The sequence below is a fragment of the Oceanimonas aquatica genome (genome assembly GCF_030732065.1).
Taxonomy (GTDB): domain Bacteria; phylum Pseudomonadota; class Gammaproteobacteria; order Enterobacterales; family Aeromonadaceae; genus Oceanimonas.
On record NZ_JAVBHX010000001.1, the window covers coordinates 104,228 to 128,364 of the forward strand.

General features: G+C 61.2%; 21 protein-coding genes. 12 read left to right on the forward strand and 9 right to left on the reverse strand.

The genetic code is table 11. The annotated features are described in order from the left end of the window. Positions 1 to 13: 13 nt before the first annotated feature. Positions 14 to 280: a DUF3081 domain-containing protein gene (locus Q9290_RS00530; protein WP_306077686.1), complete on the forward strand. Its 267-nt coding sequence runs from the start codon at positions 14 to 16 to the stop codon at positions 278 to 280. 121 nt (positions 281 to 401) lie between these two features. Here Q9290_RS00530 and dbpA read toward each other — a convergent pair whose 3' ends face one another. The 3 genes from dbpA to glnD all read right to left on the reverse strand — a co-directional run bounded on the left by dbpA (position 402) and on the right by glnD (position 5,731). Continuing rightward, a complete protein-coding gene (dbpA, locus tag Q9290_RS00535) occupies positions 402 to 1,781 on the reverse strand; it encodes an ATP-dependent RNA helicase DbpA (protein ID WP_306077687.1) in 1,380 nt (459 codons plus the stop codon). Positions 1,782 to 2,016: 235 nt separating this feature from the next. Beyond that, on the reverse strand, positions 2,017 to 3,048 hold the full coding sequence (gene dapD, locus Q9290_RS00540) for a 2,3,4,5-tetrahydropyridine-2,6-dicarboxylate N-succinyltransferase (protein WP_306077688.1): 1,032 nt from the start codon (positions 3,046 to 3,048) through the stop codon (positions 2,017 to 2,019). 52 nt (positions 3,049 to 3,100) lie between these two features. After that, a complete protein-coding gene (glnD, locus tag Q9290_RS00545; RefSeq protein WP_306077689.1) occupies positions 3,101 to 5,731 on the reverse strand; it encodes a bifunctional uridylyltransferase/uridylyl-removing protein GlnD in 2,631 nt (876 codons plus the stop codon). A 115-nt stretch (positions 5,732 to 5,846) separates the two neighbouring features. On the opposite strand from glnD, the gene Q9290_RS00550 reads away from it, so the two are divergent. Beyond that, on the forward strand, positions 5,847 to 6,440 hold the full coding sequence (locus Q9290_RS00550; protein WP_306077690.1) for a YqaA family protein: 594 nt from the start codon (positions 5,847 to 5,849) through the stop codon (positions 6,438 to 6,440). Positions 6,441 to 6,519: 79 nt separating this feature from the next. On the opposite strand, the gene cspD is transcribed toward Q9290_RS00550, so the two are convergent. Further along, positions 6,520 to 6,735 carry a cold shock domain-containing protein CspD gene (gene cspD / locus Q9290_RS00555; RefSeq protein WP_306077691.1) on the reverse strand — a complete coding sequence of 72 codons (216 nt, stop codon included), beginning with the start codon at positions 6,733 to 6,735 and terminating at the stop codon, positions 6,520 to 6,522. 365 nt (positions 6,736 to 7,100) lie between these two features. Here cspD and clpS point away from each other — a divergent pair, with 365 nt between their 5' ends. Then, the gene (gene clpS / locus Q9290_RS00560; RefSeq protein WP_306077692.1) at positions 7,101 to 7,418 is read left to right on the forward strand and encodes an ATP-dependent Clp protease adapter ClpS; all 318 of its coding nucleotides are present in this window, start codon (positions 7,101 to 7,103) and stop codon (positions 7,416 to 7,418) included. Positions 7,419 to 7,462: 44 nt separating this feature from the next. Beyond that, positions 7,463 to 9,715 carry an ATP-dependent Clp protease ATP-binding subunit ClpA gene (gene clpA, locus Q9290_RS00565; protein ID WP_306077693.1) on the forward strand — a complete coding sequence of 751 codons (2,253 nt, stop codon included), beginning with the start codon at positions 7,463 to 7,465 and terminating at the stop codon, positions 9,713 to 9,715. Between the two features lie 153 nt (positions 9,716 to 9,868). On the opposite strand, the gene infA is transcribed toward clpA, so the two are convergent. The 4 genes from infA to Q9290_RS00585 all read right to left on the reverse strand — a co-directional run bounded on the left by infA (position 9,869) and on the right by Q9290_RS00585 (position 11,748). Next, a complete protein-coding gene (infA, locus tag Q9290_RS00570; RefSeq protein ID WP_014291892.1) occupies positions 9,869 to 10,087 on the reverse strand; it encodes a translation initiation factor IF-1 in 219 nt (72 codons plus the stop codon). A 70-nt stretch (positions 10,088 to 10,157) separates the two neighbouring features. Next, the gene (locus Q9290_RS00575) at positions 10,158 to 10,868 is read right to left on the reverse strand and encodes an arginyltransferase (RefSeq protein WP_306077694.1); all 711 of its coding nucleotides are present in this window, start codon (positions 10,866 to 10,868) and stop codon (positions 10,158 to 10,160) included. Continuing rightward, a complete protein-coding gene (aat, locus tag Q9290_RS00580) occupies positions 10,865 to 11,563 on the reverse strand; it encodes a leucyl/phenylalanyl-tRNA--protein transferase (RefSeq protein ID WP_306077695.1) in 699 nt (232 codons plus the stop codon). Before aat ends, Q9290_RS00575 begins: the two co-directional genes overlap by 4 nt. Positions 11,564 to 11,577: 14 nt before the next feature. After that, positions 11,578 to 11,748 (reverse strand): CopG family transcriptional regulator, encoded by a 171-nt coding sequence (locus tag Q9290_RS00585; protein WP_306077696.1) that lies wholly within the window; start codon positions 11,746 to 11,748, stop codon positions 11,578 to 11,580. Between the two features lie 106 nt (positions 11,749 to 11,854). On the opposite strand from Q9290_RS00585, the gene dauA reads away from it, so the two are divergent. Beyond that, positions 11,855 to 13,603, forward strand: a complete 1,749-nt coding sequence (dauA, locus tag Q9290_RS00590; RefSeq protein ID WP_306077697.1) for a C4-dicarboxylic acid transporter DauA — start codon at positions 11,855 to 11,857, stop codon at positions 13,601 to 13,603. A 56-nt stretch (positions 13,604 to 13,659) separates the two neighbouring features. Here dauA and trxB read toward each other — a convergent pair whose 3' ends face one another. Beyond that, positions 13,660 to 14,619, reverse strand: coding sequence for a thioredoxin-disulfide reductase (gene trxB, locus Q9290_RS00595; RefSeq protein WP_306077698.1), 960 nt, complete (start codon positions 14,617 to 14,619; stop codon positions 13,660 to 13,662). A 610-nt stretch (positions 14,620 to 15,229) separates the two neighbouring features. On the opposite strand from trxB, the gene lrp reads away from it, so the two are divergent. From lrp to purF, 7 genes are all read left to right on the forward strand, one after another. Then, entirely contained in the window at positions 15,230 to 15,733 is a 504-nt protein-coding gene (gene lrp / locus Q9290_RS00600; protein ID WP_019935522.1) for a leucine-responsive transcriptional regulator Lrp, read from the forward strand. A gap of 176 nt (positions 15,734 to 15,909) precedes the next feature. Further along, positions 15,910 to 18,486: a DNA translocase FtsK gene (locus Q9290_RS00605; protein WP_306077699.1), complete on the forward strand. Its 2,577-nt coding sequence runs from the start codon at positions 15,910 to 15,912 to the stop codon at positions 18,484 to 18,486. Between the two features lie 3 nt (positions 18,487 to 18,489). Further along, positions 18,490 to 19,098: an outer membrane lipoprotein periplasmic chaperone LolA gene (gene lolA / locus Q9290_RS00610; protein ID WP_306077700.1), complete on the forward strand. Its 609-nt coding sequence runs from the start codon at positions 18,490 to 18,492 to the stop codon at positions 19,096 to 19,098. A 10-nt stretch (positions 19,099 to 19,108) separates the two neighbouring features. Next, positions 19,109 to 20,440 carry a replication-associated recombination protein A gene (locus tag Q9290_RS00615; protein WP_306077701.1) on the forward strand — a complete coding sequence of 444 codons (1,332 nt, stop codon included), beginning with the start codon at positions 19,109 to 19,111 and terminating at the stop codon, positions 20,438 to 20,440. 110 nt (positions 20,441 to 20,550) lie between these two features. After that, positions 20,551 to 21,849, forward strand: a complete 1,299-nt coding sequence (serS, locus tag Q9290_RS00620; protein WP_306077702.1) for a serine--tRNA ligase — start codon at positions 20,551 to 20,553, stop codon at positions 21,847 to 21,849. Between the two features lie 180 nt (positions 21,850 to 22,029). Then, positions 22,030 to 22,518: a CvpA family protein gene (locus Q9290_RS00625; RefSeq protein WP_306078167.1), complete on the forward strand. Its 489-nt coding sequence runs from the start codon at positions 22,030 to 22,032 to the stop codon at positions 22,516 to 22,518. 20 nt (positions 22,519 to 22,538) lie between these two features. Next, the gene (gene purF / locus Q9290_RS00630; RefSeq protein ID WP_306077703.1) at positions 22,539 to 24,059 is read left to right on the forward strand and encodes an amidophosphoribosyltransferase; all 1,521 of its coding nucleotides are present in this window, start codon (positions 22,539 to 22,541) and stop codon (positions 24,057 to 24,059) included. Positions 24,060 to 24,137 lie beyond the last annotated feature (78 nt).

Genomic DNA, 24,137 nt, shown 5'->3' on the forward strand with positions numbered 1-24,137 from the left:
AGAGGAACAATGAATGCAAAATGAACTTGATAACCGCGTGATTCTCGAAGTGTTTGACAAGATCCGGCGTTTTGGCGAGCCCTATGAGGACGGCCACATGCTGGAAGGCATCGTCGCCAAAAGCGACTTCGATGGCTACAGTGTGGTGCTCGAGGGCAGTGGCGTAACCCTGCAGCTCAACTTTCATCAGAGCTACCATTTCGAATATGCCACCAATGGCCTCAAGGAGCAGTTTATGGCCAAGGTGGACTATATTCACCGCCACTTTAATGAGTCATAACGGCAAAGATAACATCGTCATACCGGGCTTGACCCGCTATCTTGCTGCAGAAAGATCCTGACCGGGTCGTGACGACTTTCGTCAGGATGACGGCCTTAGCGTATCATTAATCCGGCGATGGTCAGCCCAGCCGGCTTGCGCGCACGCTGCGGCCCTTGATTTTGCCCTGTTGCAGGTGTTTGAGCGCCTGTCGTGCCACGCTTTTGTGCACCGCCACGTAAGACTGCATTTCGGAGATGTCGATTTTTCCAATCTGGTTACCGGCAATGCCGGCGTCTCGGGTCAGGGCGCCGAGAATGTCGCCGGCGCGGATCTTGCTTTTGCGGCCGCCGGCGATGTTCAGGGTGACCATGTCCGGCTGGCGGGGCTCGGCCTGGCCATTGAGGGCATTCAGCGACCCTTGCGCCATGGGCGCACGCTGATATTCCTCAATCATATTGACCCGGTAGGCTTCCTGCGGGCTGTACAGGCTCAGCGCCAGGCCCTGCTCGCCGGCGCGGCCGGTGCGGCCGATGCGGTGTACGTGCACCTGGGGATCCTGGGTGATGTCATAGTTGATCACCGCCGCCAGCTCCTTGATGTCGAGGCCGCGGGCCGCCACATCGGTGGCCACCAGAATGTTGGCGCTGCCGTTGGCGAAACGGACCAGAACCTGGTCCCGTTCCCGCTGCTCCAGATCGCCGTTCAGTGCCAGGGCGGCAAAGCCCAGGCCGTTGAGGTGATCGGCTACTTCCTGACAGGCCCGTTTGGTGTTGCAGAACACCACGGCGGAGGCGGGGGCATAGTGGGCCAGCATGGCGGCCAGCGCGGTCTTGCGCTGGTCGGGCGTGACCTCAAACAGCAGCTCCACAATGTTGTCGGCGTTTTGCTCATCGGCCACCGCAATTTGCTGAGGCTGGCGCTGCAGGCCGCGGCTCAGCTCGGCAATGCCGTCGGGGTAGGTGGCGGAAAACAGCAGGGTCTGGCGCTCGGCGGGGGCAAATGCCACCACCTTGCGAATGTCGTCGGCAAAGCCCATGTCGAGCATGCGATCCGCTTCGTCCAGCACCAGGGTGTCGAGGGCGTCCAGGCTCAGGCTGCCCTGTTGCAGGTGCTTGAGCATGCGTCCCGGCGTGCCCACCACGATATGGGCGCCAAATTGCAGGGTGGCCGTCTGGGCCGCCGTGGGCGAGCCGCCACACAGGGACACCAGCTTGACATTGGCCATGGTCCGGGCCAGCTTGCGCAGCTCCCGCGCCACCTGATCCGCCAGCTCGCGGGTGGGGCACAGCACCATGGCCTGTACTCGGTTGCGGCTCACGTTAAGGCGCGACAGCAGCCCCAGGCCAAAGGTCAGGGTTTTGCCACTGCCGGTGCTGGCCTGGGCGATGACGTCGTTGCCGGCCAGCACCAACGGCAGGCCCTGAGCCTGTATGGGAGTCATGCGGCTGTAGCCCAGGCTGGTGAGGTTATCGAGCAGGGTGGGTCCCAGCGGCAGGGTGGAAAAGTCGGTGTTGGTCACGGAAGGCTCTTGCAGTGTCGAGAAATGAAAGGGGCCGGAATGGCCGGGCGCGCATGATAGCAGAAAAGTGTTCGGGGTGGTGGTTTTCTGGTCGCGAAGACAAAAACGGCGCTGTCGGTGACAGCGCCGTTTGCATGGACAGAGTACCGTCATACCGGGCTTGACCCGGTATCTTTGTAACGGGCTACGTCATGCATTCAGAAGATGCCGGCTCAAAGGCCGGCATAACCGAGGATCAGTTGTGCTTGTGCAGCTCGGCGTTCAGCTCGATGGCGGACTTGTTGGTCTTCACCTCGATGCGGCCGGTCTGGGAGTTGCGACGGAACAGCAGATCCGGCTTGCCGGCCAGATCGGCGGCTTTCACGGTCTGTACTTCGTTGTTCTGATCGTCCAGCACGGTGACCTTGGCGCCGGCGGTGATGTACAGGCCGGACTCGATGGTGCAGCGATCACCCAGGGGAATGCCCAGGCCGGCGTTGGCGCCCAGCAGGCTGCCTTCACCCACGGAGATGACGATGTTGCCGCCACCGGACAGGGTGCCCATGGTGGAGCAGCCGCCGCCCAGGTCGGAGCCGTTGCCGACGACCACGCCGGCGGAGATGCGGCCTTCCACCATGCTCACGCCCAGGGTGCCGGCGTTGAAGTTGATAAAGCCTTCGTGCATGACGGTGGTGCCTTCACCCACATGCGCGCCCAGGCGAATGCGGGACGCATCGCCGATGCGCACGCCGGCAGGCACCACGTAGTCGGTCATCTTGGGGAACTTGTCCACGGAGTTGACGCTGATGGTGCGCCCTTGAGCGCGCGCCTGCAGCTGGCGCTTGGCCAGTTCGTCCACGGCGATGGCGCCTTCGCTGGTCCAGGCCACGTTGGGCAACAGACCGAACATGCCGGACAAGTCCAGGCCATGAGGCTGAACCAGACGGTGCGACAGCAGCGCCAGCTTAAGGTACACCTCGGCGGTGGAGGCGGGGGCAGCGTCGGTTTCCAGAATGGTCACTACCAGTGGCTGGTCGGTGCCTTCCAGGATCTCTGCGATGCCGGCCTGTTCGGCGGCGCTGGCAGACTGGAAGGCCGCTTTCAGCCCGGCCAGTTGTTCGGCGGTGATTTCGACGGCGGCGTTGCCACCCTGGTAGCCAATCTGGTCGGCCACGGCGGCGATCAGTGCGTCATCCGCGTTCAGCAGCGGCAGGTTATAGTAAACCTCCAGCCATTCTCCCTTGGCGGACTTGGTGCCCACGCCCAGACCGAAAGCAAAGTTTGCCATGGTGTTCACTCCGTTAATTTTGTTGCTTTTCCTGAAATTGATGCACCTTTTATCACATTTTGTCCTCGTGGTTGAGTTCATCCACCAACTTTTCTCGCAATTGCCCCTGCTCCTGCTCAGTTAATGGCCGATCCTCGCCGTTGGTGAGACTGAAAAAGTCTTCCACCCGCTCGCCGATGGTGGTGATCTTGGCGGCATGCAGATTCAGTCCCAGCCGGCTGAACACGGCACCGGTGCGGGCCAGCAGGCCGGGGGTATCGAGTGCCACCAGCTCCATCAGGGTACGTTTGCTGCTGCGCTCCGGCTCCAGAAACTGCACTCGGGTGGGCACATAAAATTCCCGGTGCCGGCGCGAAGGTGGCCGAATGCGGACCACCGGCGGCGTACGGCCGTTCAGTGCCAGGGCCAGATCGGTGCACAGCTCGCTCAGGCGATCGCCGCTCACCGGCTGGCCGTCGGGCTCGAGCACGATAAAGGTGTCGAGGGCATAGCCGTCTTTCGAGGTCATGATCTGGGCATCGTGAATGTTGAGGTTTTTCTGATCCAGCGCCGCCGCCACCCGGCCAAACAGGTTGGGGGAGTCTGGGCAGTAGATAAACAGCTCGCTGCCGCCGCGGCCGGGCTGCTGGCTGATCTGCACCAGCGGCTGCCGGGCCTCGCCGTGGGCCAGAATATGCCGGCTGTGCCAGGCGATCTGTTCCGGAGTATGACGCAGAAAATAGTCGGCGGGAAAGCGGGCCCACAATGGCTTGATTTGCTCAACCGCGGTGTCCAGGTGATCCAGCAGGCGGCGCGCCTGCTGCTGGTTTTCACGAATGCGCAGGCGCAGATCCGGCGGGTTTTCCAGCCCCCGGCGCAGCGCTTTCTGGGTGGCGAAATACAGCTCGCGCAGCAGGCTGCCCTTCCAGTCATTCCACAGGGTGTCGTTGGTGGCGCAGATGTCGGCCACCGTCAGGCAGTAGAGAAAGTCGAGGTGCAGCTCGTCGCGCACCTGGGTGGCGAAGTCGCGGATCACTTCGGGGTCATGAATGTCCCGGCGCTGGGCGGTGACCGACATCAGCAAATGCCGGCGCACCAGCCAGGACACCAGGCGGGCATCGGAGCGGTCAAGACCGTGCTCCAGACAAAAGTCCAGGGCGTCGTCGGCTCCCAGGGTGGAGTGATCGCCGCCCCGGCCCTTGGCGATGTCGTGAAACAGCCCGGCCAGCAACAGCAGCTCGGGCTTGCGCAGCCGGTTGGCGATGTCAAAGCACAGCGGGTGGCTGCGCCGGCGAGCGTCATCGCGAAACCGGCCGATGTTGGTCAGCACTCTGTGGGTATGTTCATCCACCGGGTAGGCATGAAACATGTCGAACTGCATCTGGCCGACAATCTTGTTCCACTGGGGAAAGTAGGCGGCGAGCACGCCGTAGCGGTGCATCAGGGTCAGGGCCAGGCGGCCGCTGCCGGGGTGGCGGATCAGCATCATGAACAGCCGGCGGCAGTCGGCCCGCTCGCACAAAAAACCGCTCAGCCGCCGTCGGGCATCCCGCAGCTGGCGCAGGGTGGTGGAATAGATGCCGCTGATCTGGGGGTAGGCGGCTATCTGGTAGAACAGCCTTAAGATGGCGGCGGGCTCCTTGTTGAACAGCTCGGGATCGACCACGTCGATCAGCCGGCCGCGCAGGCGAAACTCCGGCGTCAGGCTTTTAACGTCCATGGCTATATGACCCAGAATGGCTTCGTCAAACAGCTGCAGCAGCATTTCGTTGAGTTCGGCCACCCGGCGTACCGTCTGGTAGTAGCGCTTCATCATGCGCTCGATGGGCTCGTTGCCCTCGCCGGCGTAGCCCAGGGCGGTGGCCACCGCTCGCTGGCGGTCGAACAGCAGCCGGTTGTCGGGCCGCCGGATCTCGGTGTGCAGGGCAAAGCGCAGCTTCCACAGAAAGTTCTGGCAATCCTGCAGCTCGTCATATTCGGCCTGATCGAGAAAGCCGTGGCTGACCATTTCGCCCAGGGTGGTGGCACCGAAGTGGCGGCGGGCCACCCAGCTGATGGTCTGAATGTCGCGCAGGCCGCCGGGGCTGTTTTTGATGTCCGGCTCCAGCTTGTAGCTGGTGTCGTGAAACTGGCAGTGGCGCTGTTCCTGTTCGGTGCGTTTGGCCTCGAAAAAGGCCTGGCTGGGCCAGAACCGGTCCGGTGCCGTGGCCCGGGTCAGAGCGGCAAAGGTGTCGTAGCAGCCGGTAATCAGCCTGGCTTCAATCAGATTGGTGGCCACGGTAATGTCCTGCTCGCCCTGTTCAACGCATTCGGCTACCGAGCGCACGCTGTGGCCCACCTCCAGGTGCAGATCCCACAACTGGGTGACAAAGTCGCCGACGCGCTCGTTCAGGGCCGGGTCCAGTTCATGGCGGCACAGGATGAGCAGGTCGATGTCGGAGCAGGGGTGCAGCTCCCCCCGGCCATAGCCGCCGACGGCCACCAGCGCCAGTTCCGGTGACTCGGCCAGGCCATGGCGGGCCCACAGCCCGGTGAGCAGCTGATCCATATGCTGGGAGCGGGTGCTCACCAGCTCGTTGATGTCGTCGCCGGCATCAAAGCGCTGCTCCAGCCAGCCCTGCAGGCGGGCCAGGATTTCCTTGCAACGAGCCAGGGTGAGCTGGTCGGGAGATAAAAGCGCGGGTGCGAGCAGACTGGCTTCCATGGGCGGTATTTCCTTTTGAACGGAACAGCCTTTAACTTAACAAAGCCGGTGAACGGGGAAAAGCGCGCCCGCATTCGGCATACTGGCAACGGTCATTTCTCGGTAACGGAGCCTGATGATGCAACCCGATGAGCAACTGCCGCCCTGGCTCAGCCGCGTTACCGGCTCGGCCTGGCTGCTGCCGGTGGTGTTTGTGGCTGCGCTGCTGGAGGCGGTGATCCTGCCCATTCCCCTTGAACTGTTGCTGATCCCGCTGATGCTGGTAGAGCGGGCGCGCCTGTGGTCGCTGGCCGCCACTGCCCTGGCGGGGTGTCTGAGCGGCGCCCTGCTGGGCTATGGCCTGGGAGCCTGGCTGTTTGACAGCCTGGGACAGCCACTGCTGGAGGTGCTGAACGGACAGCAGGCCTTTGATGCCTTCAGCCGGGAATTATCCAATGACGGCTTTATGGCCATTGTGATGGTGGGCATCACGCCGGTACCTTTTCAGGTGGCCATGCTGGCCGCCGGCGCCGTGGGGTATTCCCTGGGGCTGTTTATGCTGGCCTCGGCCATCGGGCGCGGTATTCGCTATTTCGGGCTGGCCTGGCTGGTGCGGTTGACGGGAGAGCGGGCGCTGGCGCTGTGGCGCCGTCACGCGCGCAAGCTCGGCATGGTGCTGCTGGGGCTGGCGCTGCTGGGCTACGGCCTCAGCCGCTGGCTTGGGGCCTGAGATGGCGCCTGACTGAACGAAGAAGAGGCGCCAATGGCGCCTCTTGCTTACTGGGAATACATTGTCTTCCCGTGCTTTATTATGCAGGCTGACCCGCCGGTACTATGCTGACCGCATGGTTACCTTTGGGGCCTTTTTCTATTTCGTAACGAACGACCTGGCCCGCTTTCAGGGTTCGGTATCCTTCCATCTGAATGGTGGAAAAGTGGGCGAACACGTCCTCGCCACCTTCCTCCGGACAGATAAAGCCAAATCCCTTGGCATTGTTAAACCACTTCACCGTTCCGGTTGTCATACTCGTGCATCCTTTTACTCAAACATCCTAAACAACATTGAGAAACTGGCCGCAGCCAATTATAACTTCAGGCGAATTTTCGCCGGATGCGGGCGCAAGAAAAGCCTCGAATGAAGCTTTACTGGCGACCCGTTAACCACTCTAGTGAAACCGGTGAGGGAGTCAAGTGCCTCATGCCTCGTTCCGGGCGCTCTGTCAGGGTAAAAAAACGTCATCCTTAAGGTGGTTGTTGACAGTGGCGGCGCAGGCGGTAGGGTGAGGGTAACAGGCCCGTACCGTACGGCCATGGCGACAGGGGGCACACTCGAATACCCCTTGCCCGGACCGGTGTAGCGGGATCCAATTCAGTGATTTAGAGTAACTATATGGGCAGGAGAACACAGCATACCCTGGATGATAAACCGAAGGAGGCGGAAGAAACCGCGCTGCAACCCCCTCCTATGTACAAGGTCATCTTGAATAATGACGATTACACCCCCATGGATTTTGTTGTGGAAGTGCTGCAAAAATTCTTCGCCATGGACATGGACAAGGCCACCGAAGTGATGCTGTCGGTGCACTACCAGGGCAAGGGGGTCTGCGGACTGTTTACCGCAGAAATAGCAGAGACCAAGGTAGCGCAAGTGAACAAGTTTGCCCGTACGCACGAACATCCGTTGTTGTGCACCATGGAGCAGGCATAAAAGCGCCCGAACAGGGTGACCGGAGTTTCTTAGGGGAGGTGCCTATGTTGAACAAAGATCTTGAGAGCACGTTGAACGATGCCTTCAACGAAGCCCGCCGATCGCGTCACGAGTTCATGACGGTGGAGCACCTGTTGCTGGCCCTGCTCGACAATCCGTCGGCCAAAGAGGCCTTGCTGGCCTGCGGTGCCGATCTGGAGCAGTTGCGGCGCGAAACCCACAGCTTTATTGAACAGACCACGCCGTTGATTCCCGTGGGCGACGATGAAATCGAAACCCAGCCCACCCTGGGCTTTCAGCGGGTGCTGCAACGGGCGGTATTCCATGTGCAGTCATCGGGCAATGCCGAGGTGACCGGTGCCAACGTGCTGGTGGCCGTGTTCAGCGAGCAGGAGTCCCAGGCGGCCTACCTGCTGAAAAAGGTCGGCGTGGGCCGACTCGATGTGGTCAATTTTCTGTCTCACGGCATTCGCAAGGACGGCGAGCAGGAAGACGCGCCGTCGTCCCAGCAGGAAGAGCAGAACGACGAAGCCGCCAACAACCAGACCGAAGGCTTTGTCATCAACCTGAATCAGTGGGTAAAGGAAGGCCGTATCGATCCGCTGATTGGCCGTGATCAGGAGCTCAACCGCACCATTCAGGTATTGTGCCGCCGGCGCAAGAACAACCCGCTGCTGGTGGGTGAGGCCGGGGTGGGGAAAACCGCCATCGCCGAGGGTCTGGCTTATCGTATCGTGCATGAGGACGTGCCCGAAATCATTGCCGACAGCACCATTTACTCCCTCGACATGGGCTCCCTGCTGGCGGGCACCAAATACCGGGGCGACTTTGAAAAACGCTTCAAGGCGGTGCTCAAGCAGTTTGAAAAGCAAAAGGGCGCCATTCTGTTCATCGACGAGATCCACACCATCATCGGTGCCGGTGCGGCTTCCGGTGGTCAGCTCGACGCCGCCAACCTGCTGAAGCCGCTGCTGTCCAGCGGTCAGATCCGTTGCGTGGGCTCCACCACCTACCAGGAATACAGCCAGATCTTTGAAAAGGATCGGGCCCTGGCGCGGCGTTTTCAGAAGATCGACATTCTGGAGCCGTCCGTTGACGACACCGCCAAGATTCTGCAGGGGCTGAAAAGCCGCTACGAATCTCACCACGATGTGCGTTACACCAGCAAGGCGCTGCGGGCGGCCGCTGAGCTGTCGGCCAAGTACATCAACGACCGGCATTTGCCCGACAAGGCCATTGACGTGATCGACGAGGCCGGTGCCCAGATCCGCATGCTGCCGCCGTCCAAGCGCAAAAAGACCATCGGCGTGGGTGATATCGAGGCCATCGTCGCCAAGATTGCGCGCATTCCGGAAAAGTCCGTGTCCAGCTCCGACAAGGAGGCCCTGAAGAACCTGGAGCCCAACCTGAAAATGGTGGTGTTTGGTCAGGACAAGGCCATTTCCGTGCTCACCGACTCCATTCGTCTGAGCCGGGCCGGGCTGGGCCACGAAACGCGCCCCATCGGCTCTTTCCTGTTTGCCGGCCCCACCGGGGTGGGTAAGACCGAGGTCACTCAGCAGCTGGCGCGCATTCTCGGCATTGAGCTGATCCGCTTTGATATGTCGGAATACATGGAAGCCCATACGGTGTCACGTCTGATCGGTGCGCCTCCGGGCTATGTGGGTTTTGATCAGGGCGGCCTGCTCACCGATGCGGTGATCAAGCATCCCCATGCGGTGTTGCTGCTCGACGAAATCGAAAAGGCGCACCCGGATGTGTTCAACATTCTGCTGCAGGTGATGGATAACGGTACCCTCACCGACAACAATGGCCGCAAGGCGGACTTCCGTAACGTGATCCTGGTGATGACCACCAACGCCGGGGTACAGGAAACCGTGCGCAAGTCCATCGGCTTCCAGCAGCAGGACCACAGTCATGACGCCATGACCGAAATCAACCGCACCTTTGCCCCCGAGTTCCGCAACCGGCTGGATCACATCATCTGGTTCAACCATCTCAACATGGACATCATTCACCGGGTGGTGGACAAGTTCATTGTGGAGCTGCAGGCGCAGCTGGATGCCAAGGGCGTGTCGCTGGAAGTCAGCGAGCCGGCCCGTCACTGGCTGGCGGAAAAAGGCTACGACAAGTCCATGGGGGCCCGTCCCATGAGCCGGGTGATCCAGGAGCAACTGAAAAAGCCGCTGGCCAACGAATTGCTGTTTGGTGAGCTGGTGGGCGGCGGCACGGTACGCGTCACCCTGGCAGGCGACGAGCTGCACTTTGAGTTTCAGTCGGAAGCGTCCATGGCCTGAGATTGGCTCGGTCAGCACGCATCATGCCCGGTGCCGGTAACGGCACCGGGCATTTTTTTCTTCCAGCGAAAACGGAGTCGTGCCTGGCGATAAGGGCGAAGGGCTCGCCCCGGGCTATGCAGCCTGTTGCCTCAACCGAAACGGAGGAGCGAATTAGCGAGAGCGGAAGACGATGCGACCCTTGGACAGGTCGTAGGGAGTCAGCTGGACAGTGACCTTGTCACCGGTCAGGATACGGATGTAGTTTTTGCGCATCTTGCCGGAGATGTGAGCGGTGACCACATGGCCGTTTTCCAGCTCAACGCGAAACATGGTGTTTGGCAGGGTTTCCAGGATGGTCCCCTGCATTTCAATACTGTCTTCTTTAGCCATTGAGTCCTCTTGTTAGCGCAGGCAATAAAAACGGCTGGGATCATGCCGGATTTCGCTTTCAGTGTAAAGTTTAGGCTCCGTCTTTCATCGTTTGCCAGTGGCCGTCAATCAGCCGCTGATGGGGCCGGAAGTGCTGCTTGTAATTCATTTTGCGGCAACCGTCGACCTGATAACCCAGATACAGCCAGTGTTTGTTAAGCTGCCGGGCCAGTTGAATCTGGCTGAGAATGGCAAACGTCCCCAGAGATCTGTGCTCTTCGTCGGGGTCGTAAAAGGTGTACATGGCGCTGAGCGCCTCGCTCAGCAGATCGGTCACTGCCACCCCAATCAGCCGGCCACCCTGGTGAAACTCCATAAACAGCGGTGGCAGCCATTGGCATAACAGAAAGCCTTCATACTGCTGGCGGCTGGCCGGATACATGGTGCCGTCCCGGTGGCGCCGGTTGATATAGTGCTGGTAAAGGGCGAAGTACTCGGGTTTGTCCTGCTCGCTCAGCACAAGACGGACATCGCGGTTCTTGCGCCGAATGCGCTTCTGGCTGCGCCCCGGAGTAAAGTCGTCGACCGCAATGCGCAATGACTCGCAGGCCTGGCAGGCCTGGCAGCGGGGCCGGTAAATATCGGAGCCACTGCGGCGGAAGCCCGCCGACAGCAGCTGCTCGTAGCCCTCGGGGCACAGCAGTTCGCGATCGAGTAATACCAGCAGTTGTTCCAGCCGCCCCGGCAGGTAACTGCAGGGGTGCTTGGGCGTCAGCCCCACTTTCAGGTTTACTTCCCTCATAAACTCAGCTCACTGGGTTGCCAGCAGGTGGCGGAAACGGGCGCATGTTGCAGCTCTTTGAGTTTATGCAGAAAGCGGGCACGCGGCCAGCTCACCACCCCCAGGCTTTGCAGGTGCGGGTTGGGCAGCTGGCAGTCCACCAGGGCGCCACCGTGGCGGGCAAAATGCCGGCACAACCCCAGCATGGCCAGCTTGGAGCCGTTGCTCACCAGGTGAAACATGGACTCGCCGCAAAACAGCCGGCCCAGACCAATGCCGTAAAGCCCGGCCACCAGTTGCTGTTCGTCCCATACCTCCACCGAATGGGCGTGACCCTGATGGTGCAGCCGGCAGTAGTTATGCTCGATATCGGGGGTGATCCAGGTGCCGGGGCCGTCTTCACGCAGCTCCCGGCAGTGGCGAATCACCGCCTCAAAGGCATGGTTGACGGTCAGCCGGTAGCGGTTTTTGCGCGCCAGTTTGGCCAGGCTGCGGCTGACGTGCAGGGCGTCGGGCTGCAGCACGGCACGGGGATCCGGCGACCACCACAGCGGCGGCTGGGACTCGTCATACCAGGGAAAAATGCCCATGCGGTAGGCCAGCAGCAGCCGCTCGGGGCGCAGATCGCCACCCACCGCCAGCAGGCCCTCGGGATCAGCCAGGGCCGTGTCGGGATCGGGAAACCACAGCCGTTCATCCAGTTGCGTCAGGTACATGGTTTACTCCGGACTCAGCGGGATGACTTCTGCCAGTCTTCGCCGGTTTTCTGCTCGATGTATTCACGAATGAACTGGCGCACTTTCTGGGACGGGGTCACGTCTTCTTCGGCGCAGAGTTGTTCAAACAGCGCCTTCTTGCGTGGGTCGATAAGCAGGGTCAGGCGGGCGGTTCTTTGCTCCATACTACCTCCGGGGTACATCACATGTTAATCATATTATCATTGAATGCGCTGCTGATGAGAATACAATCAAGGATTGTTCATGCCTTAACCCACTGCGGAGCCAGCCATGTCCCATCGTGCCCACCTGTTTTCCCTTCGTCCCGGTCATGCCCTGGGAGAAGCCTGTCGCCGTGAGCCTTATGGCCGGGCCCAGCTGCTCAAGGATGTGCTGGCCGGGATCACGGTCGGCATTATCGCCATTCCGTTGGCCATGGCACTGGCCATCGCCAGTGGCGTGGCACCCCAGTACGGCCTCTATACCGCCATTATCGGCGGCTTTGTCATCGCTCTGACCGGCGGCTCCCGGCTCAGTATTTCCGGGCCCACGGCGGCCTTTGTGGTGATCCTTTATCCCATTGCGCAGAGCTATGGCCTGGGCGGCCTGTTGCTGGCCACCCTGATGGCCGGGGCCATGCTGGTGCTGATGGCGCTGCTGCGCTTGGGTCGGCTGGTGGAATACATTCCCGAGCCGGTCACCCTGGGGTTTACCGCAGGTATCGCCGTGGTCATTGCCGGCCTGCAACTAAAGGACTTTTTTGGCCTCACGCCCGGTGAGCTGCCCGAGGCCTTTGTGCCCCGTCTGGTGGCCCTGGCCGGGCACCTGCCGGCACTGCACTGGCCCAGTCTGCTGGTGGCCGGGCTGACCCTGGCCATCATGCTGCTCTGGCCCCGGCTGAAAACCGGTGTGCCGCCCCATCTGCTGGCGGTGCTGCTGGCCAGCCTGATGGCGGTCTGGCTGAATCAGCAGGGCCTGGGAATTGAAACCATTAGCAGCCGTTTCAGTTACCTGTTGCCCGACGGCACGCAAGGGGCGGGCATACCACCGGTGTTGCCCGACTTTGTCTGGCCCTGGTTGCAGCCCGGCCCGCAGGGAGAAGCCATTGGGCTGAGCTGGCAGCTGATGCGGGATCTGCTGCCGGGGGCCTTTGCCATCGCCATGCTGGGAGCGATTGAGTCACTGCTGTGCGCCGTGGTGCTGGACGGCATGACCGGCAAGCGCCACAGTGCCAACAGCGAGCTGCTGGGGCAGGGCATCGGCAACCTGATCGCCCCGTTTTTTGGCGGCATTCCTGCCACCGCAGCCATTGCCCGCTCCGCCGCCAATTTCAGGGCGGGGGCGGTGTCGCCGGTGGCGGCCATGGTGCACGCCCTGGTGGTGCTGGCGGGGCTGGTGTTGCTGGCGCGCTTGCTGGCATACCTGCCCATGCCGGCCATGGCGGCGCTGCTGCTGGTGGTGGCCTGGAACATGAGCGAGGCTCCCAAGGCGGTGCATTTGTTCAGAACCGCGCCCAAAGGGGATTTGCTGGTGTTCCTGACCTGCTTTTCGCTCACCATCGTCTTTGACATGGTGATCGCCATTACCACCGGCATGCTGCTGGCTACCGTGTTGTTTGTAAAAAACATCGCCGACATGACCCGGGTGATCGACATCTCCCGTCATGAACGCATGGTGCCGCACGGAGTGCCGGCGGGCTGGGTGGTGTACAAAATCAACGGGCCGCTGTTTTTTGCCGCCGCCGACAAGGTGTTCAGCGAGCTGGCGCTGCTGGTGCGTGAGCACAGGGGCGTGGTGTTGTATATGGACGCGGTACCGGTGCTGGATGCCGGCGGTCTGTCGGCACTGAACCGGTTTGTCGGCGAGTGTGGCCGCAACGGCATTGAAGTGGTGGTGGCGGATCTGCAGACCCAGCCACTGAAAACCCTGGCCCGTGCCGGCATGACCCCGGTGAATGGCGAGTTGTCATTTTGTCCCACCCTGCAACGCGCGCTGGACTACGTGGCGCAACACCAGCCGCCGGCGCCCCAAACCGCCTGAGCCAAAAAAAACGGCGCTGTTAGACAGCGCCGTTTTACGTTTTGCCAGCCGAAGCCTTACAGCTGAGCCTGGGCGTCCAGGTAGCGCTCGGCGTCCAGGGCGGCCATGCAGCCGGTGCCGGCGGAGGTGATGGCCTGGCGGTAAACGTGATCCATGACGTCGCCGGCGGCGAACACGCCCTCGATGCTGGTCTGGGTGGCGTTACCGTGCAGGCCGGACTGTACCTTGAGGTAGCCGTTTTCCATGTCCAGCTGCTCGGCAAAGATGCCGGTGTTGGGCTGGTGGCCAATGGCGATAAAGACGCCGGCCACGTCCAGTTGCTCGGTGGCATCGGACTGTGTGTCCTTCAGCCGCACACCGGTTACCCCCATGTCGTCACCCAGCACTTCGTCCAGGGTGCGGTCGGTGTGCAGAATGATGTTGCCGTTTTCAACCTTGTCCATCAGCCGGTCGATCAAAATCTTCTCGGAGCGGAACTGATCGCGACGGTGGATCAGGTGCACCTCGGCGGCGATGTTGGAGAGATACAGGGCTTCTTCCACGGCGGTGTTGCCACCGCCGACCACGGCCACTTTCTGGTTGCGGTAGAAAAAGCCGTCGCAGGTGGCGCAGGCAGACACACCACGGCCCTGAAAGGCTTCTTCAGACGGCAGGCCCAGGTACTTGGCGGAGGCGCCGGTGGCGATGATCAGCGCATCACAGGTGTATTCGCCGGTGTCGCCCTTGAGACGGAAGGGGCGCTGGCTCAGCTCCACGGTGTGAATGTGGTCGAACACAATCTCGGTTTCAAAGCGCTCGGCATGCTCTTTCATGCGCTCCATCAGCGCCGGGCCGGTCAGGCCTTCCGCGTCGCCGGGCCAGTTTTCCACTTCGGTGGTGGTGGTCAGCTGACCGCCCTGCTGAATGCCGGTGACCAGCACCGGGCTGAGGTTGGCCCGGGCGGCATACACGGCGGCGGTATAGCCCGCGGGGCCTGATCCCAGGATAAGCAGTTTGGCGTGTTTGGCTTGACTCATGTATTTCTCCAACCTTGGCAAATGGGCGACGATGTTGGCCCAGATTGTAGGGGATAGCGAAAATGGAATAAAGAACCTCGGCGGGGTTTGCCGGCCTGGCAAGGAGTAAACGGTGAAAAAAAGATTTATAACGAATAGTTATGCAATATAACTCCATTATATTTAAAGGCGATTTTCAGGGCGCCACGACCAAGACAAAATGCTGCGTCATCTTTCTTCATCAGGGGTTTTGCCAAAGGTCGGGGTGGCCGTGACCGTATTGAGCAGCAGTATTCATTACTTTGCTTCAGGTGGAAATTTTAACGGGTGTTTCAGGGGAAATACCTGCCCGGCATTTTTTTAACTGAAATTTGGCGCCTTTTTTCCGTTTCAGACAAACAGTTGTGCTACCGGTTTGCCATTTATCATGTTAAGCTCCTGTTTGTTACTTTATTGTATATGTAATCAATAATTTCAGATTTTTATTTTATTGTCGCGGCCCGTCGTGGCTAAGCCCGGCGGTGGCGACAGTGAACATGTATGAGCAGGTTGAAGGCATGCCGGCGTGCATGGCCCGATGCCGACCAAGTCCCGTATCAATAAGTGGAATGTACCTAAAATGAGCCAAAGGATGGATGAAGTGTTGGATGCTAACAACCGGCCCCTCAAGGAGCTCGATCGCATCGACCGCAACATACTCAACGAGCTGCAGCAGGATGGCCGTATTTCCAATGTGGAGCTGTCCAAGCGGGTAGGCCTGAGCCCCACACCCTGCCTGGAGCGGGTGCGCCGGCTGGAGCGCCAGGGATATATCGAAGGCTATACCGCCATTCTCAACCCCCAGTTTCTTGATGCCTCGCTGCTGGTGTTTGTGGAAATTACCCTGAACCGGGGCACTCCGGACGTGTTTGACGAGTTCAACGACGCCGTGCAGAAACTGGAAGAAATTCAGGAGTGCCACCTGGTATCCGGCGACTTCGACTATCTGCTGAAAACCCGGGTGGCCGACATGTCCGCCTATCGCAAGCTGCTGGGCGAAACCCTGCTGCGCCTGCCCGGTGTCAACGACACCCGCACCTATGTGGTGATGGAAGAGGTCAAGCAGAGCAACCGTCTGGTGATCAATACCCGTTAAGCTGTGCTATTGTGTCCCGCTCTGGTATTTTTATGCCGGCGGGACTTGAGACCCACTTTCAGCGAGCGGCCCCGGCCGCTCGTTTGTCGTTGTAACGGGTAACGGTGTGGCGGCGACCTCTTCCGTCGCGAAGCCCTGATAACCTGAGCACAATCATAATAACGAGGAGCGGACGTTTGGCGGAGAAAAAGCTGTTTACTCCCATGTCTGGTTTGCAGCGTCTCTTTGAGGCCGGGCTGATAGCCATCATTTTACTGGCCGTGTTCATGATGCTGTCGCTGGTGTCCTATCACCCGTCGGATCCGGGCTGGTCGCAAACCGCCTGGGGCGGCGACATCAGCAATGCCGCCGGCCCGGCGGGAGCCTGGCTGGCCGACATACTGTTGTTTGTGTTCGGCTTTTCCGCCTACCTGCTGCCGCCCTTTATGGTGTTTGTGGGCTGGGTGACGCTGTGGCGGCCCAAGGGGCTGATCGAGATCTGCTACCTGACCCTGAGCCTGCGCATCATCGGCTTTCTGATGGTGCTGCTGAGCCTGCTGGCCCTGGCCAGCATGAACATCGGCGATATCTACTATTTCTCTTCCGGCGGCCTGATTGGCGACATGCTGGCTGGCGCGCTGAACCCGGTGTTTGGCAGCCTGGGTACCACCCTGATGCTGCTGTGCTGTTTTGCCACCGGGGTGACCTTTTTTACCGGCTGGTCCTGGCTGCTGATCGTGGAGCGCCTCGGCGCCCTGGTAATGGAAGCGCCGGGCTGGCTGTCGACACTGCCGGGCCGCATTGCCGACTGGCAGACCCGGCGTGGTCGCGGTGATGAACCAGAGCCGGTGGCGCAGGCCTGCGAGCCTGCTCCGGTGGCCGAGGCGCCGTCCCGGGAAGCCGGCTTTGCCGGCTGGCGCCGTTTTCGGGATCGTCTCGGCCGTGATCAGGATGCCGATGCCGAGCCCGAGCAGGATGACGACGATCCCTTGCTGGCGCCGGCCCCTCAGAGTCCCGAGCCCAGGCCCGCGCCCCAGAAAAAATTGCCCCCCCGCCGGCAGGAAACGGTGCTGAGCGCGCCGGCGGTGGATGACGACGAGCCGCCGGTGGCCACCCTGGCCGAAACCAACGGCTGGAACCTGGACGATGATGACGACGACGATGAGGCCCTGGACCTGCCCTGGCTGAGCGAAGATGAAGCCGGCAGCACCCAGGCGGCGCCATCCGAGCGGCCCGCCGCCCCGCCGGCACCGGCCCGCAAGGTGCCTGCCAGCCAGCTGAGCCCGGTACCGGAAGTGACCCTGCTGGATCCGCCCAAACCGCGCCAGCATGCGGTCAGCGAAGAGGAGCTGGAGCGTATTGCCCGGCTGGTGGAAGCCAAGCTGGCCGACTACAACGTGCAGGCCAATGTGGTGGGCGTGTATCCTGGGCCGGTGATCACCCGCTTTGAGCTGGATCTGGCCCCCGGGGTCAAGGTCAGCAAAATCACCAACCTGGCCCGGGATCTGGCCCGGTCTCTGTCCGCCATCAGCGTGCGGGTGGTGGAAGTCATTCCCGGCAAGCCCTACGTGGGCCTGGAACTGCCCAATACCCGGCGCGAAACCGTGTACCTGCGCGAGGTGATCGACACCGAGCTGTTCCACCACAGCCAGCATCCGCTGACCATGGTGCTGGGCCAGGACATTGCCGGCGACCCCGTGGTGGTCAACCTCGCCAAGATGCCCCACGTGCTGGTGGCCGGTACCACCGGCTCGGGCAAGTCGGTGGGGGTCAACGTGATGATTTTGTCGATGCTGTTCAAGGCCACCCCGGAAGAGGTGCGCTTTATCATGATCGACCCCAAAATGCTGGAATTGTCGGTGTATGAAGGCATTCCCCATCTGCTCACCGAAGTGGTGACCGACATGAAGGAAGCGGCCAACGCCCTGCGCTGGTGCGTGGGCGAAATGGAACGGCGCTACAAGCTGATGTCGGCTATGGGGGTGCGTAACCTCAAGGGCTTCAATACCAAGGTGCAGGAGGCCATTGACGCCGGTGAGCCGCTGCGCGATCCCCTGTGGCAGCCGACCCAGTCCATGGATACCTATCCGCCGGCGCTGGAAAAACTGCCCCATATCGTGGTGGTGATCGACGAGTTTGCCGACATGATGATGATCGTCGGCAAGAAGGTGGAAGAGCTGATCGCCCGTATCGCCCAAAAGGCGCGGGCCGCCGGTATTCATCTTGTTCTGGCGACCCAGCGCCCCTCGGTGGACGTGATCACCGGCCTTATCAAGGCCAACATTCCCACCCGCATGTCGTTCCAGGTGTCGAGCAAAATCGACTCCCGCACCATTCTCGATCAGCAGGGCGCAGAATCGCTGCTGGGCATGGGTGACATGCTCTATCTGCCCGCCGGCGACAGCAACCCCACCCGGGTACACGGTGCCTTTGTTGACGACCACGAGGTGCACAAGGTGGTGGCGGCCTGGAAGGAGCGGGGAGAGCCCGATTACATCGAGGACATTCTCAGTGGCGAGGTGGGGGCCGACGGTCTGCTGCCCGGCGAAGCACCGGAAGGCGCCGATGGTGAGCTCGATGAGCTGTTCGACCATGCGGTGGCTTTTGTCGCAGAGTCGCGCCGGGGCTCTACCTCCAGCGTGCAGCGCAAGTTCAAGATAGGCTACAACAGGGCTGCCCGTATCATCGATCAGATGGAAGCCCAGGGCATTGTCAGCCCGGCGGGCAGCAATGGTCAACGGGAAGTGCTGGCACCGCCGCCGGCGAGGGGATAATCAATGAAGAAACTGATGACGCTGGGTGTGATCTTGTGGGCCACCAGCACGCAGGTACTGGCCGATGCGGCCGGCGAGCTGCAGCAAAAGCTGTCGGCGCTGGGGCGCTTTTCCGCGGACTTCAGCCAGCAGGTCTATGACGAAAGCGGCGATCCCATGCAACGCGCCGAAGGCAGCATGCAACTGGCCCGGCCCGATCGGTTCCGCTGGCACACCACCAGCCCCGACGAGAGCCTGATCGTGTCCGACGGCACCGATGTGTGGATGTACGATCCCTTTGTGGAGCAGGTGAGTATAGTGCCATTGGCGCAGGCGGTGCAGAACACGCCGTTTTTGTTGATCTCCGGTGGCGACCGCGCCCGCTGGCAGGGCTATAACGTCAGCAAGCAGGGCAGCAGCTATGTGGTGGCCAGCAAGGATCCGGCGGAGCTTATTCAGCGTTTTACCCTGAGCTTTGACAGTCAGGACCGGCTGGCGCGCTTTACCGTGGTGGAATCGGGTGGCCAGCGCAGCGAATTTACCCTGAGCGGCTTTAATGCCAGCCCCGACCTGGCCGCCAGCGCCTTTCGCTTTACCCCGCCGGCCGGGGTAATGGTGGACGATCAGCGTTAAGGGCATCAACATGAGTACCCTGAGCCTGGACTTCGAGCAGGACGACTTTCGCCCACTGGCGGCGCGCATGCGCCCGGAGCGCATCGACCAGTACCTGGGGCAGCAGCATATTCTGGGGCCGGGCAAGCCGCTGCGCCGGGCGCTGGAAGCCGGCCACTGTCATTCCATGATTTTGTGGGGGCCGCCGGGCACCGGCAAGACCACCCTGGCCGAGCTGGTGGCGCACTACTGCGATGCCCAGGTGGAGCGAGTCTCGGCGGTCACCTCCGGGGTGAAGGACATTCGCGCCGCCATTGACCGGGCCCGGGAGCACAAGCTGGCGGGCCGGCGCACCATTTTGTTCGTGGACGAGGTGCACCGTTTCAACAAGTCCCAGCAGGATGCCTTTCTGCCTCATATCGAGGACGGCACCGTCACCTTTATCGGGGCCACCACCGAAAACCCCTCTTTTGAACTGAACAACGCGCTCTTGTCCCGGGCCCGGGTTTATCTGCTCAAGCGTCTGGAAATCGCCGATGTGGAAGCCATGATCCATCAGGCCCTGCACGACAAGCGGGGTCTGGCGGGGCAGGGCATTGAGCTTGTCGAGGGCGTACAGCGGGCCCTGGCCGACCTGGTGGACGGTGATGGCCGCAAGGCACTCAACTACCTCGAGCTGCTGACGGACATGGCCGAAGAGCAGAATGGTGTGCGCCGTATCGACAAGGCCCTGCTGGCGGAGGTGACCGGTGAACGACTGGCCCGCTTCGATAATCAGGGTGATCTCTATTACGACTTAATCTCCGCCATTCACAAGTCCATTCGCGGCTCCAACCCCGATGCCGGCCTGTACTGGTATGCGCGAATGATCACCGCCGGCTGCGATCCCCTCTATATCGCCCGTCGGCTGCTGGCCATCGCCTCGGAAGACATTGGCCTGGCCGACCCAAAAGCCATGGACGTGGCCCTGGCCGCCTGGGACTGCTTTACCCGGGTGGGACCGGCGGAAGGGGAGCGGGCCATCGCCCAGGCCATTGTTTACCTGGCCTGCGCGCCCAAAAGCAACGCCCTTTATACCGCCTGGAAGGCGGCGCTGAAGGACGCCCGCGAGTTGCCCGACTTCGAGGTGCCGGTGCATCTGCGCAACGCGCCCACCAAGCTGATGCAGGAGCTGGGCCATGGCGCCGAGTACCGCTACGCCCACAACGAGCCGGGGGCCTATGCCGCCGGCGAAACCTACCTGCCCGAGCCCATGGCCGGGCGGCGTTATTATGCCCCCAACGAGCGGGGCTTTGAGCAGAAGATTCAGGCCAAGCTCGACTATCTGAGCAAGCTCGACGAGCAGGCTGGCAACAAGCGGTAGCTAGACCGGCCCGCTCGCCTTGGCCCGCCGGCGAGGATGCTGATAAACTGTGGTCCGAACCGACTTTCATCTACTGCGTGCAAGCGCATCATTCGAATTTAAGGTAACTCATGCTGGATTCCAAATACCTGCGCAGCGACATTGACGACACGGCCGCGCGGCTGGCAAGCCGCGGCTTCACCCTGGATACCGCCCTGTTCAACGGCCTGGAAGAGCGCCGCAAAACCCTGCAGGCCCGCACTCAGGAACTGCAGGCCGAGCGCAATGCCCGTTCCAAGGCCATTGGCCAGGCTGCCCGCAACGGTGAAGACATTGCCCCGTTGAAGGCGGCGGTGACCGCCATCAACGACGAGCTGGATGGCTGCAAGGTGGAGCTGGACCAGCTGCTGAACGAGATTCAGGCCTTTTGCGCCGCCATTCCCAACCTGCCCCACGAGTCGGTGCCGGTGGGCAAGGACGAAGACGACAACGTCACCGTACGCACCTGGGGCGAGCCCACGGCGCTCGGTTTTGAGCCCAAGGATCACGTGGCCCTCGGCGAGGCCCTGGCCGGCCTCGACTTTGAAGGCGCGGTCAAGCTCTCCGGCTCCCGCTTTGTGATCATGCAAGGCCAGATTGCCCGCATGCACCGGGCCCTGGCCCAGTTCATGCTGGATCTGCATACCACCGAGCATGGCTACACCGAGTGTTATGTGCCGTATCTGGTCAACAGCGACAGCCTGTACGGCACCGGCCAGCTGCCCAAGTTCTCCGCCGATCTGTTCCACACCGCCATCGAAGGCGAGGGTGACGAGGAAGGCAAGGTACGCCGTTTCTCGCTGATCCCCACCTCCGAAGTGCCGCTGACCAACATCGGCCGGGACGAGATTTTTGAGCCGGCGCAGCTGCCGATGAAGCTCACCGCCCACACCCCCTGTTTCCGTTCCGAAGCCGGCTCCTACGGCCGTGACACCCGGGGCCTTATTCGCATGCACCAGTTCGACAAGGTGGAAATGGTGCAACTGGTGCACCCCGACACCTCCTGGGATGCGCTGGAAGAAATGGTCGGTCACGCCGAGAAGGTGCTGCAGCGTCTGGAGTTGCCCTACCGGGTGATGGCCCTGTGCACCGGCGACATGGGCTTTGGTGCCGCCAAAACCTACGATCTGGAAGTGTGGCTGCCGGCCCAGGACACCTACCGGGAAATTTCGTCTGTTTCCAACTGCGGTGACTTCCAGGCCCGCCGCATGCAGGCCCGGGTCCGCGGTGCCGACGGCAAGCCCCAGCTGCTGCACACCCTGAACGGCTCCGGCCTGGCGGTGGGCCGCACCCTGGTGGCGGTGCTGGAAAACTACCAGCAGGAAGACGGCCGCATTCGTGTGCCCGAGGTACTCAAGCCCTACATGGGCGGCCTCGAGTTTATCGGCTGAGACAGGCAGCACTGGTAATGAGGCCGGGGTCATGACCCCGGCCTTTTTTTGTTCCGAAAAGGCGCCGAATCACGGCCGACTAATTTCATATTGAATGAAGTTTATCCGCTTTTTCGTCGCCTTTTACCAAGCGAATTTGATAGAATGCGCGGCAATCAGGAGGGCTTCGGCACTAACATGATGGTTTGGATAGACTACGTAATACTCGGCATTATCGGCCTGTCGGCCCTCATCAGCCTGGTCCGGGGCTTCGTCAAGGAAGCCATGTCACTCGCCACCTGGGTGGCCGCCTTTTTCATCGCCAGCCGTTTTTACGCCGATCTGGCGGTGTTTCTCGATATTTCCGATCCGCTGTTTCGCAATGGTGCTGCCATTGCCATTCTGTTTGTGCTTACCCTGATCCTGGGCGCTCTGGTCAACTACATTACCGGCGAGCTGGTTACCCGAACCGGCCTGTCGGGCACCGACCGGGTGCTGGGCGTCTGTTTTGGCGCCGTGCGTGGCGTCTTTATCGTTGCCGCGCTGCTGCTGTTTGTCGATACTCTGACGGCCTTTCCCCATAGTCCGTGGTGGAAGGAGTCGGTACTCATTCCCGAGTTCGGTATCGTGATCCAGTGGTTTTTTAATATGCTGCAGAATTCATCCAGCTTCTTACCCCCCAAGCTATAGTAATTCGAGGAAATTTGGACATGTGTGGGATTGTCGGTATTCAAGGTACGACCCCGGTAAACCAGGCGCTTTACGATGCCCTGACGGTACTTCAGCACCGAGGACAGGATGCCGCCGGCATCGTTACCATCTCCGGTGACACCTTTCGCCAGCGCAAGGCCAACGGCCTGGTGCGGGATGTGTTTGAAGAGCGCCACATGGAGCGCCTCATCGGTAACGTCGGCATCGGCCACGTCCGTTATCCCACCGCCGGCAGCAGCAGTGTGGCCCAGGCCCAGCCCTTCTATGTGAACTCGCCCTTTGGTATTGCCCTGGCGCACAACGGCAACCTGACCAACGCCGCCGAGCTGAAGGAAGAGCAGTTCCGCGTGGCCCGCCGCCATATCAATACCACCTCCGACTCGGAAGTGCTGATCAACGTGCTGGCCCACGAGCTGGACCAGCAGACCCAGAAGCTGCACCTGGAGCCGGAGCATGTGTTTGCCGCCGTGACTAGGGTGCATGAAAAGGTACGCGGTGCCTACGCCGCCGTGGCGGTGATCATTGGTCACGGCATGGTGGCGTTTCGCGATCCCAACGGCATTCGTCCGCTGGTACTGGGCAAGCGCGAGGCCGAAGACGGCAACACCGAATACATGGTGGCGTCCGAGAGTGTGGCCCTGGACGCGGTGGGCTTTGAGCTGATCCGCGATGTGGCGCCGGGCGAGGCGGTGTACATTACCGAGCAGGGCGAGCTGTTTACCCAGCAGTGTGCCGCCGAGCCTCAGCACAACTCCTGTATTTTCGAGTATGTGTATTTTGCCCGTCCCGACTCCTTTATCGACAAGGTCTCCGTGTACGCTGCCCGGGTGCGCATGGGTCAGAAGCTGGGCGCCAAAATTGCCCGCGAGTGGGAAGATCTCAACATCGACGTGGTGATCCCCATTCCCGAGACCTCCTGCGACATCGCCCTTGAGATTGCTCACAACCTGCAACTGCCTTATCGTCAGGGCTTTGTGAAGAACCGCTATATCGGCCGTACCTTCATCATGCCCGGCCAGCAGCAGCGCCGGCAGTCGGTGCGTCGCAAGCTCAATGCCATTCCTTCTGAATTTGCCGGCAAGAACGTGCTGCTGGTGGATGACTCCATCGTGCGCGGCACCACCTCCGAGCAGATCATTGAAATGGCCCGGGATGCGGGCGCCAAGAAGGTGTATTTCGCCTCGGCCGCACCGGAAATTCGTTTCCCGAACGTGTACGGCATCGACATGCCCTCGCCCAACGAGCTGATCGCCTACGGCCGGGAGTCCGATGAAATCTGCAAGCTGATCGGCGCCGATGGCCTGATTTTCCAGGAACTGGAAGATCTGGAAGACGCGGTGCGCCATTTCAACCCCGAGTTGCGTCGCTTTGAGACCTCGGTGTTTACCGGCGAGTACGTGACCCAGGACGTAAACCAGGAATACCTGGACGCCCTCGACTCACTGCGTAACGACACCGCCCGGCAGAAAGACAACATCGATAACAGCCACCTGGAAATGTACAACGAAGGTCAGTCGTAACGAGCCGAGGCAAAAAGCAGGCTGGCATTCGCCATGTTCATTCCAGCCTGCTGCCGCCAAGTCAGCAAAAAGCCGAGG

Excerpts from the sequence above, each read along its gene's own strand:
- lrp (WP_019935522.1), top strand. The coding sequence starts at position 15,230 with ATGGATGAAGTGTTGGATGCTAACAACCGGCCCCTCAAGGAGCTCGAT.
- Q9290_RS00615 (WP_306077701.1), top strand. The coding sequence starts at position 19,109 with ATGAGTACCCTGAGCCTGGACTTCGAGCAGGACGACTTTCGCCCACTG.
- lolA (WP_306077700.1), top strand. The coding sequence starts at position 18,490 with ATGAAGAAACTGATGACGCTGGGTGTGATCTTGTGGGCCACCAGCACG.
- Q9290_RS00550 (WP_306077690.1), top strand. The coding sequence starts at position 5,847 with ATGATGCAACCCGATGAGCAACTGCCGCCCTGGCTCAGCCGCGTTACC.
- dauA (WP_306077697.1), top strand. The coding sequence starts at position 11,855 with ATGTCCCATCGTGCCCACCTGTTTTCCCTTCGTCCCGGTCATGCCCTG.
- glnD (WP_306077689.1), bottom strand. The coding sequence starts at position 5,731 with ATGGAAGCCAGTCTGCTCGCACCCGCGCTTTTATCTCCCGACCAGCTC.
- Q9290_RS00530 (WP_306077686.1), top strand. The coding sequence starts at position 14 with ATGCAAAATGAACTTGATAACCGCGTGATTCTCGAAGTGTTTGACAAG.
- Q9290_RS00625 (WP_306078167.1), top strand. The coding sequence starts at position 22,030 with ATGGTTTGGATAGACTACGTAATACTCGGCATTATCGGCCTGTCGGCC.
- clpS (WP_306077692.1), top strand. The coding sequence starts at position 7,101 with ATGGGCAGGAGAACACAGCATACCCTGGATGATAAACCGAAGGAGGCG.
- serS (WP_306077702.1), top strand. The coding sequence starts at position 20,551 with ATGCTGGATTCCAAATACCTGCGCAGCGACATTGACGACACGGCCGCG.
- cspD (WP_306077691.1), bottom strand. The coding sequence starts at position 6,735 with ATGACAACCGGAACGGTGAAGTGGTTTAACAATGCCAAGGGATTTGGC.
- infA (WP_014291892.1), bottom strand. The coding sequence starts at position 10,087 with ATGGCTAAAGAAGACAGTATTGAAATGCAGGGGACCATCCTGGAAACC.
- clpA (WP_306077693.1), top strand. The coding sequence starts at position 7,463 with ATGTTGAACAAAGATCTTGAGAGCACGTTGAACGATGCCTTCAACGAA.
- dapD (WP_306077688.1), bottom strand. The coding sequence starts at position 3,048 with ATGGCAAACTTTGCTTTCGGTCTGGGCGTGGGCACCAAGTCCGCCAAG.
- purF (WP_306077703.1), top strand. The coding sequence starts at position 22,539 with ATGTGTGGGATTGTCGGTATTCAAGGTACGACCCCGGTAAACCAGGCG.
- Q9290_RS00575 (WP_306077694.1), bottom strand. The coding sequence starts at position 10,868 with ATGAGGGAAGTAAACCTGAAAGTGGGGCTGACGCCCAAGCACCCCTGC.
- Q9290_RS00585 (WP_306077696.1), bottom strand. The coding sequence starts at position 11,748 with ATGGAGCAAAGAACCGCCCGCCTGACCCTGCTTATCGACCCACGCAAG.
- aat (WP_306077695.1), bottom strand. The coding sequence starts at position 11,563 with ATGTACCTGACGCAACTGGATGAACGGCTGTGGTTTCCCGATCCCGAC.
- trxB (WP_306077698.1), bottom strand. The coding sequence starts at position 14,619 with ATGAGTCAAGCCAAACACGCCAAACTGCTTATCCTGGGATCAGGCCCC.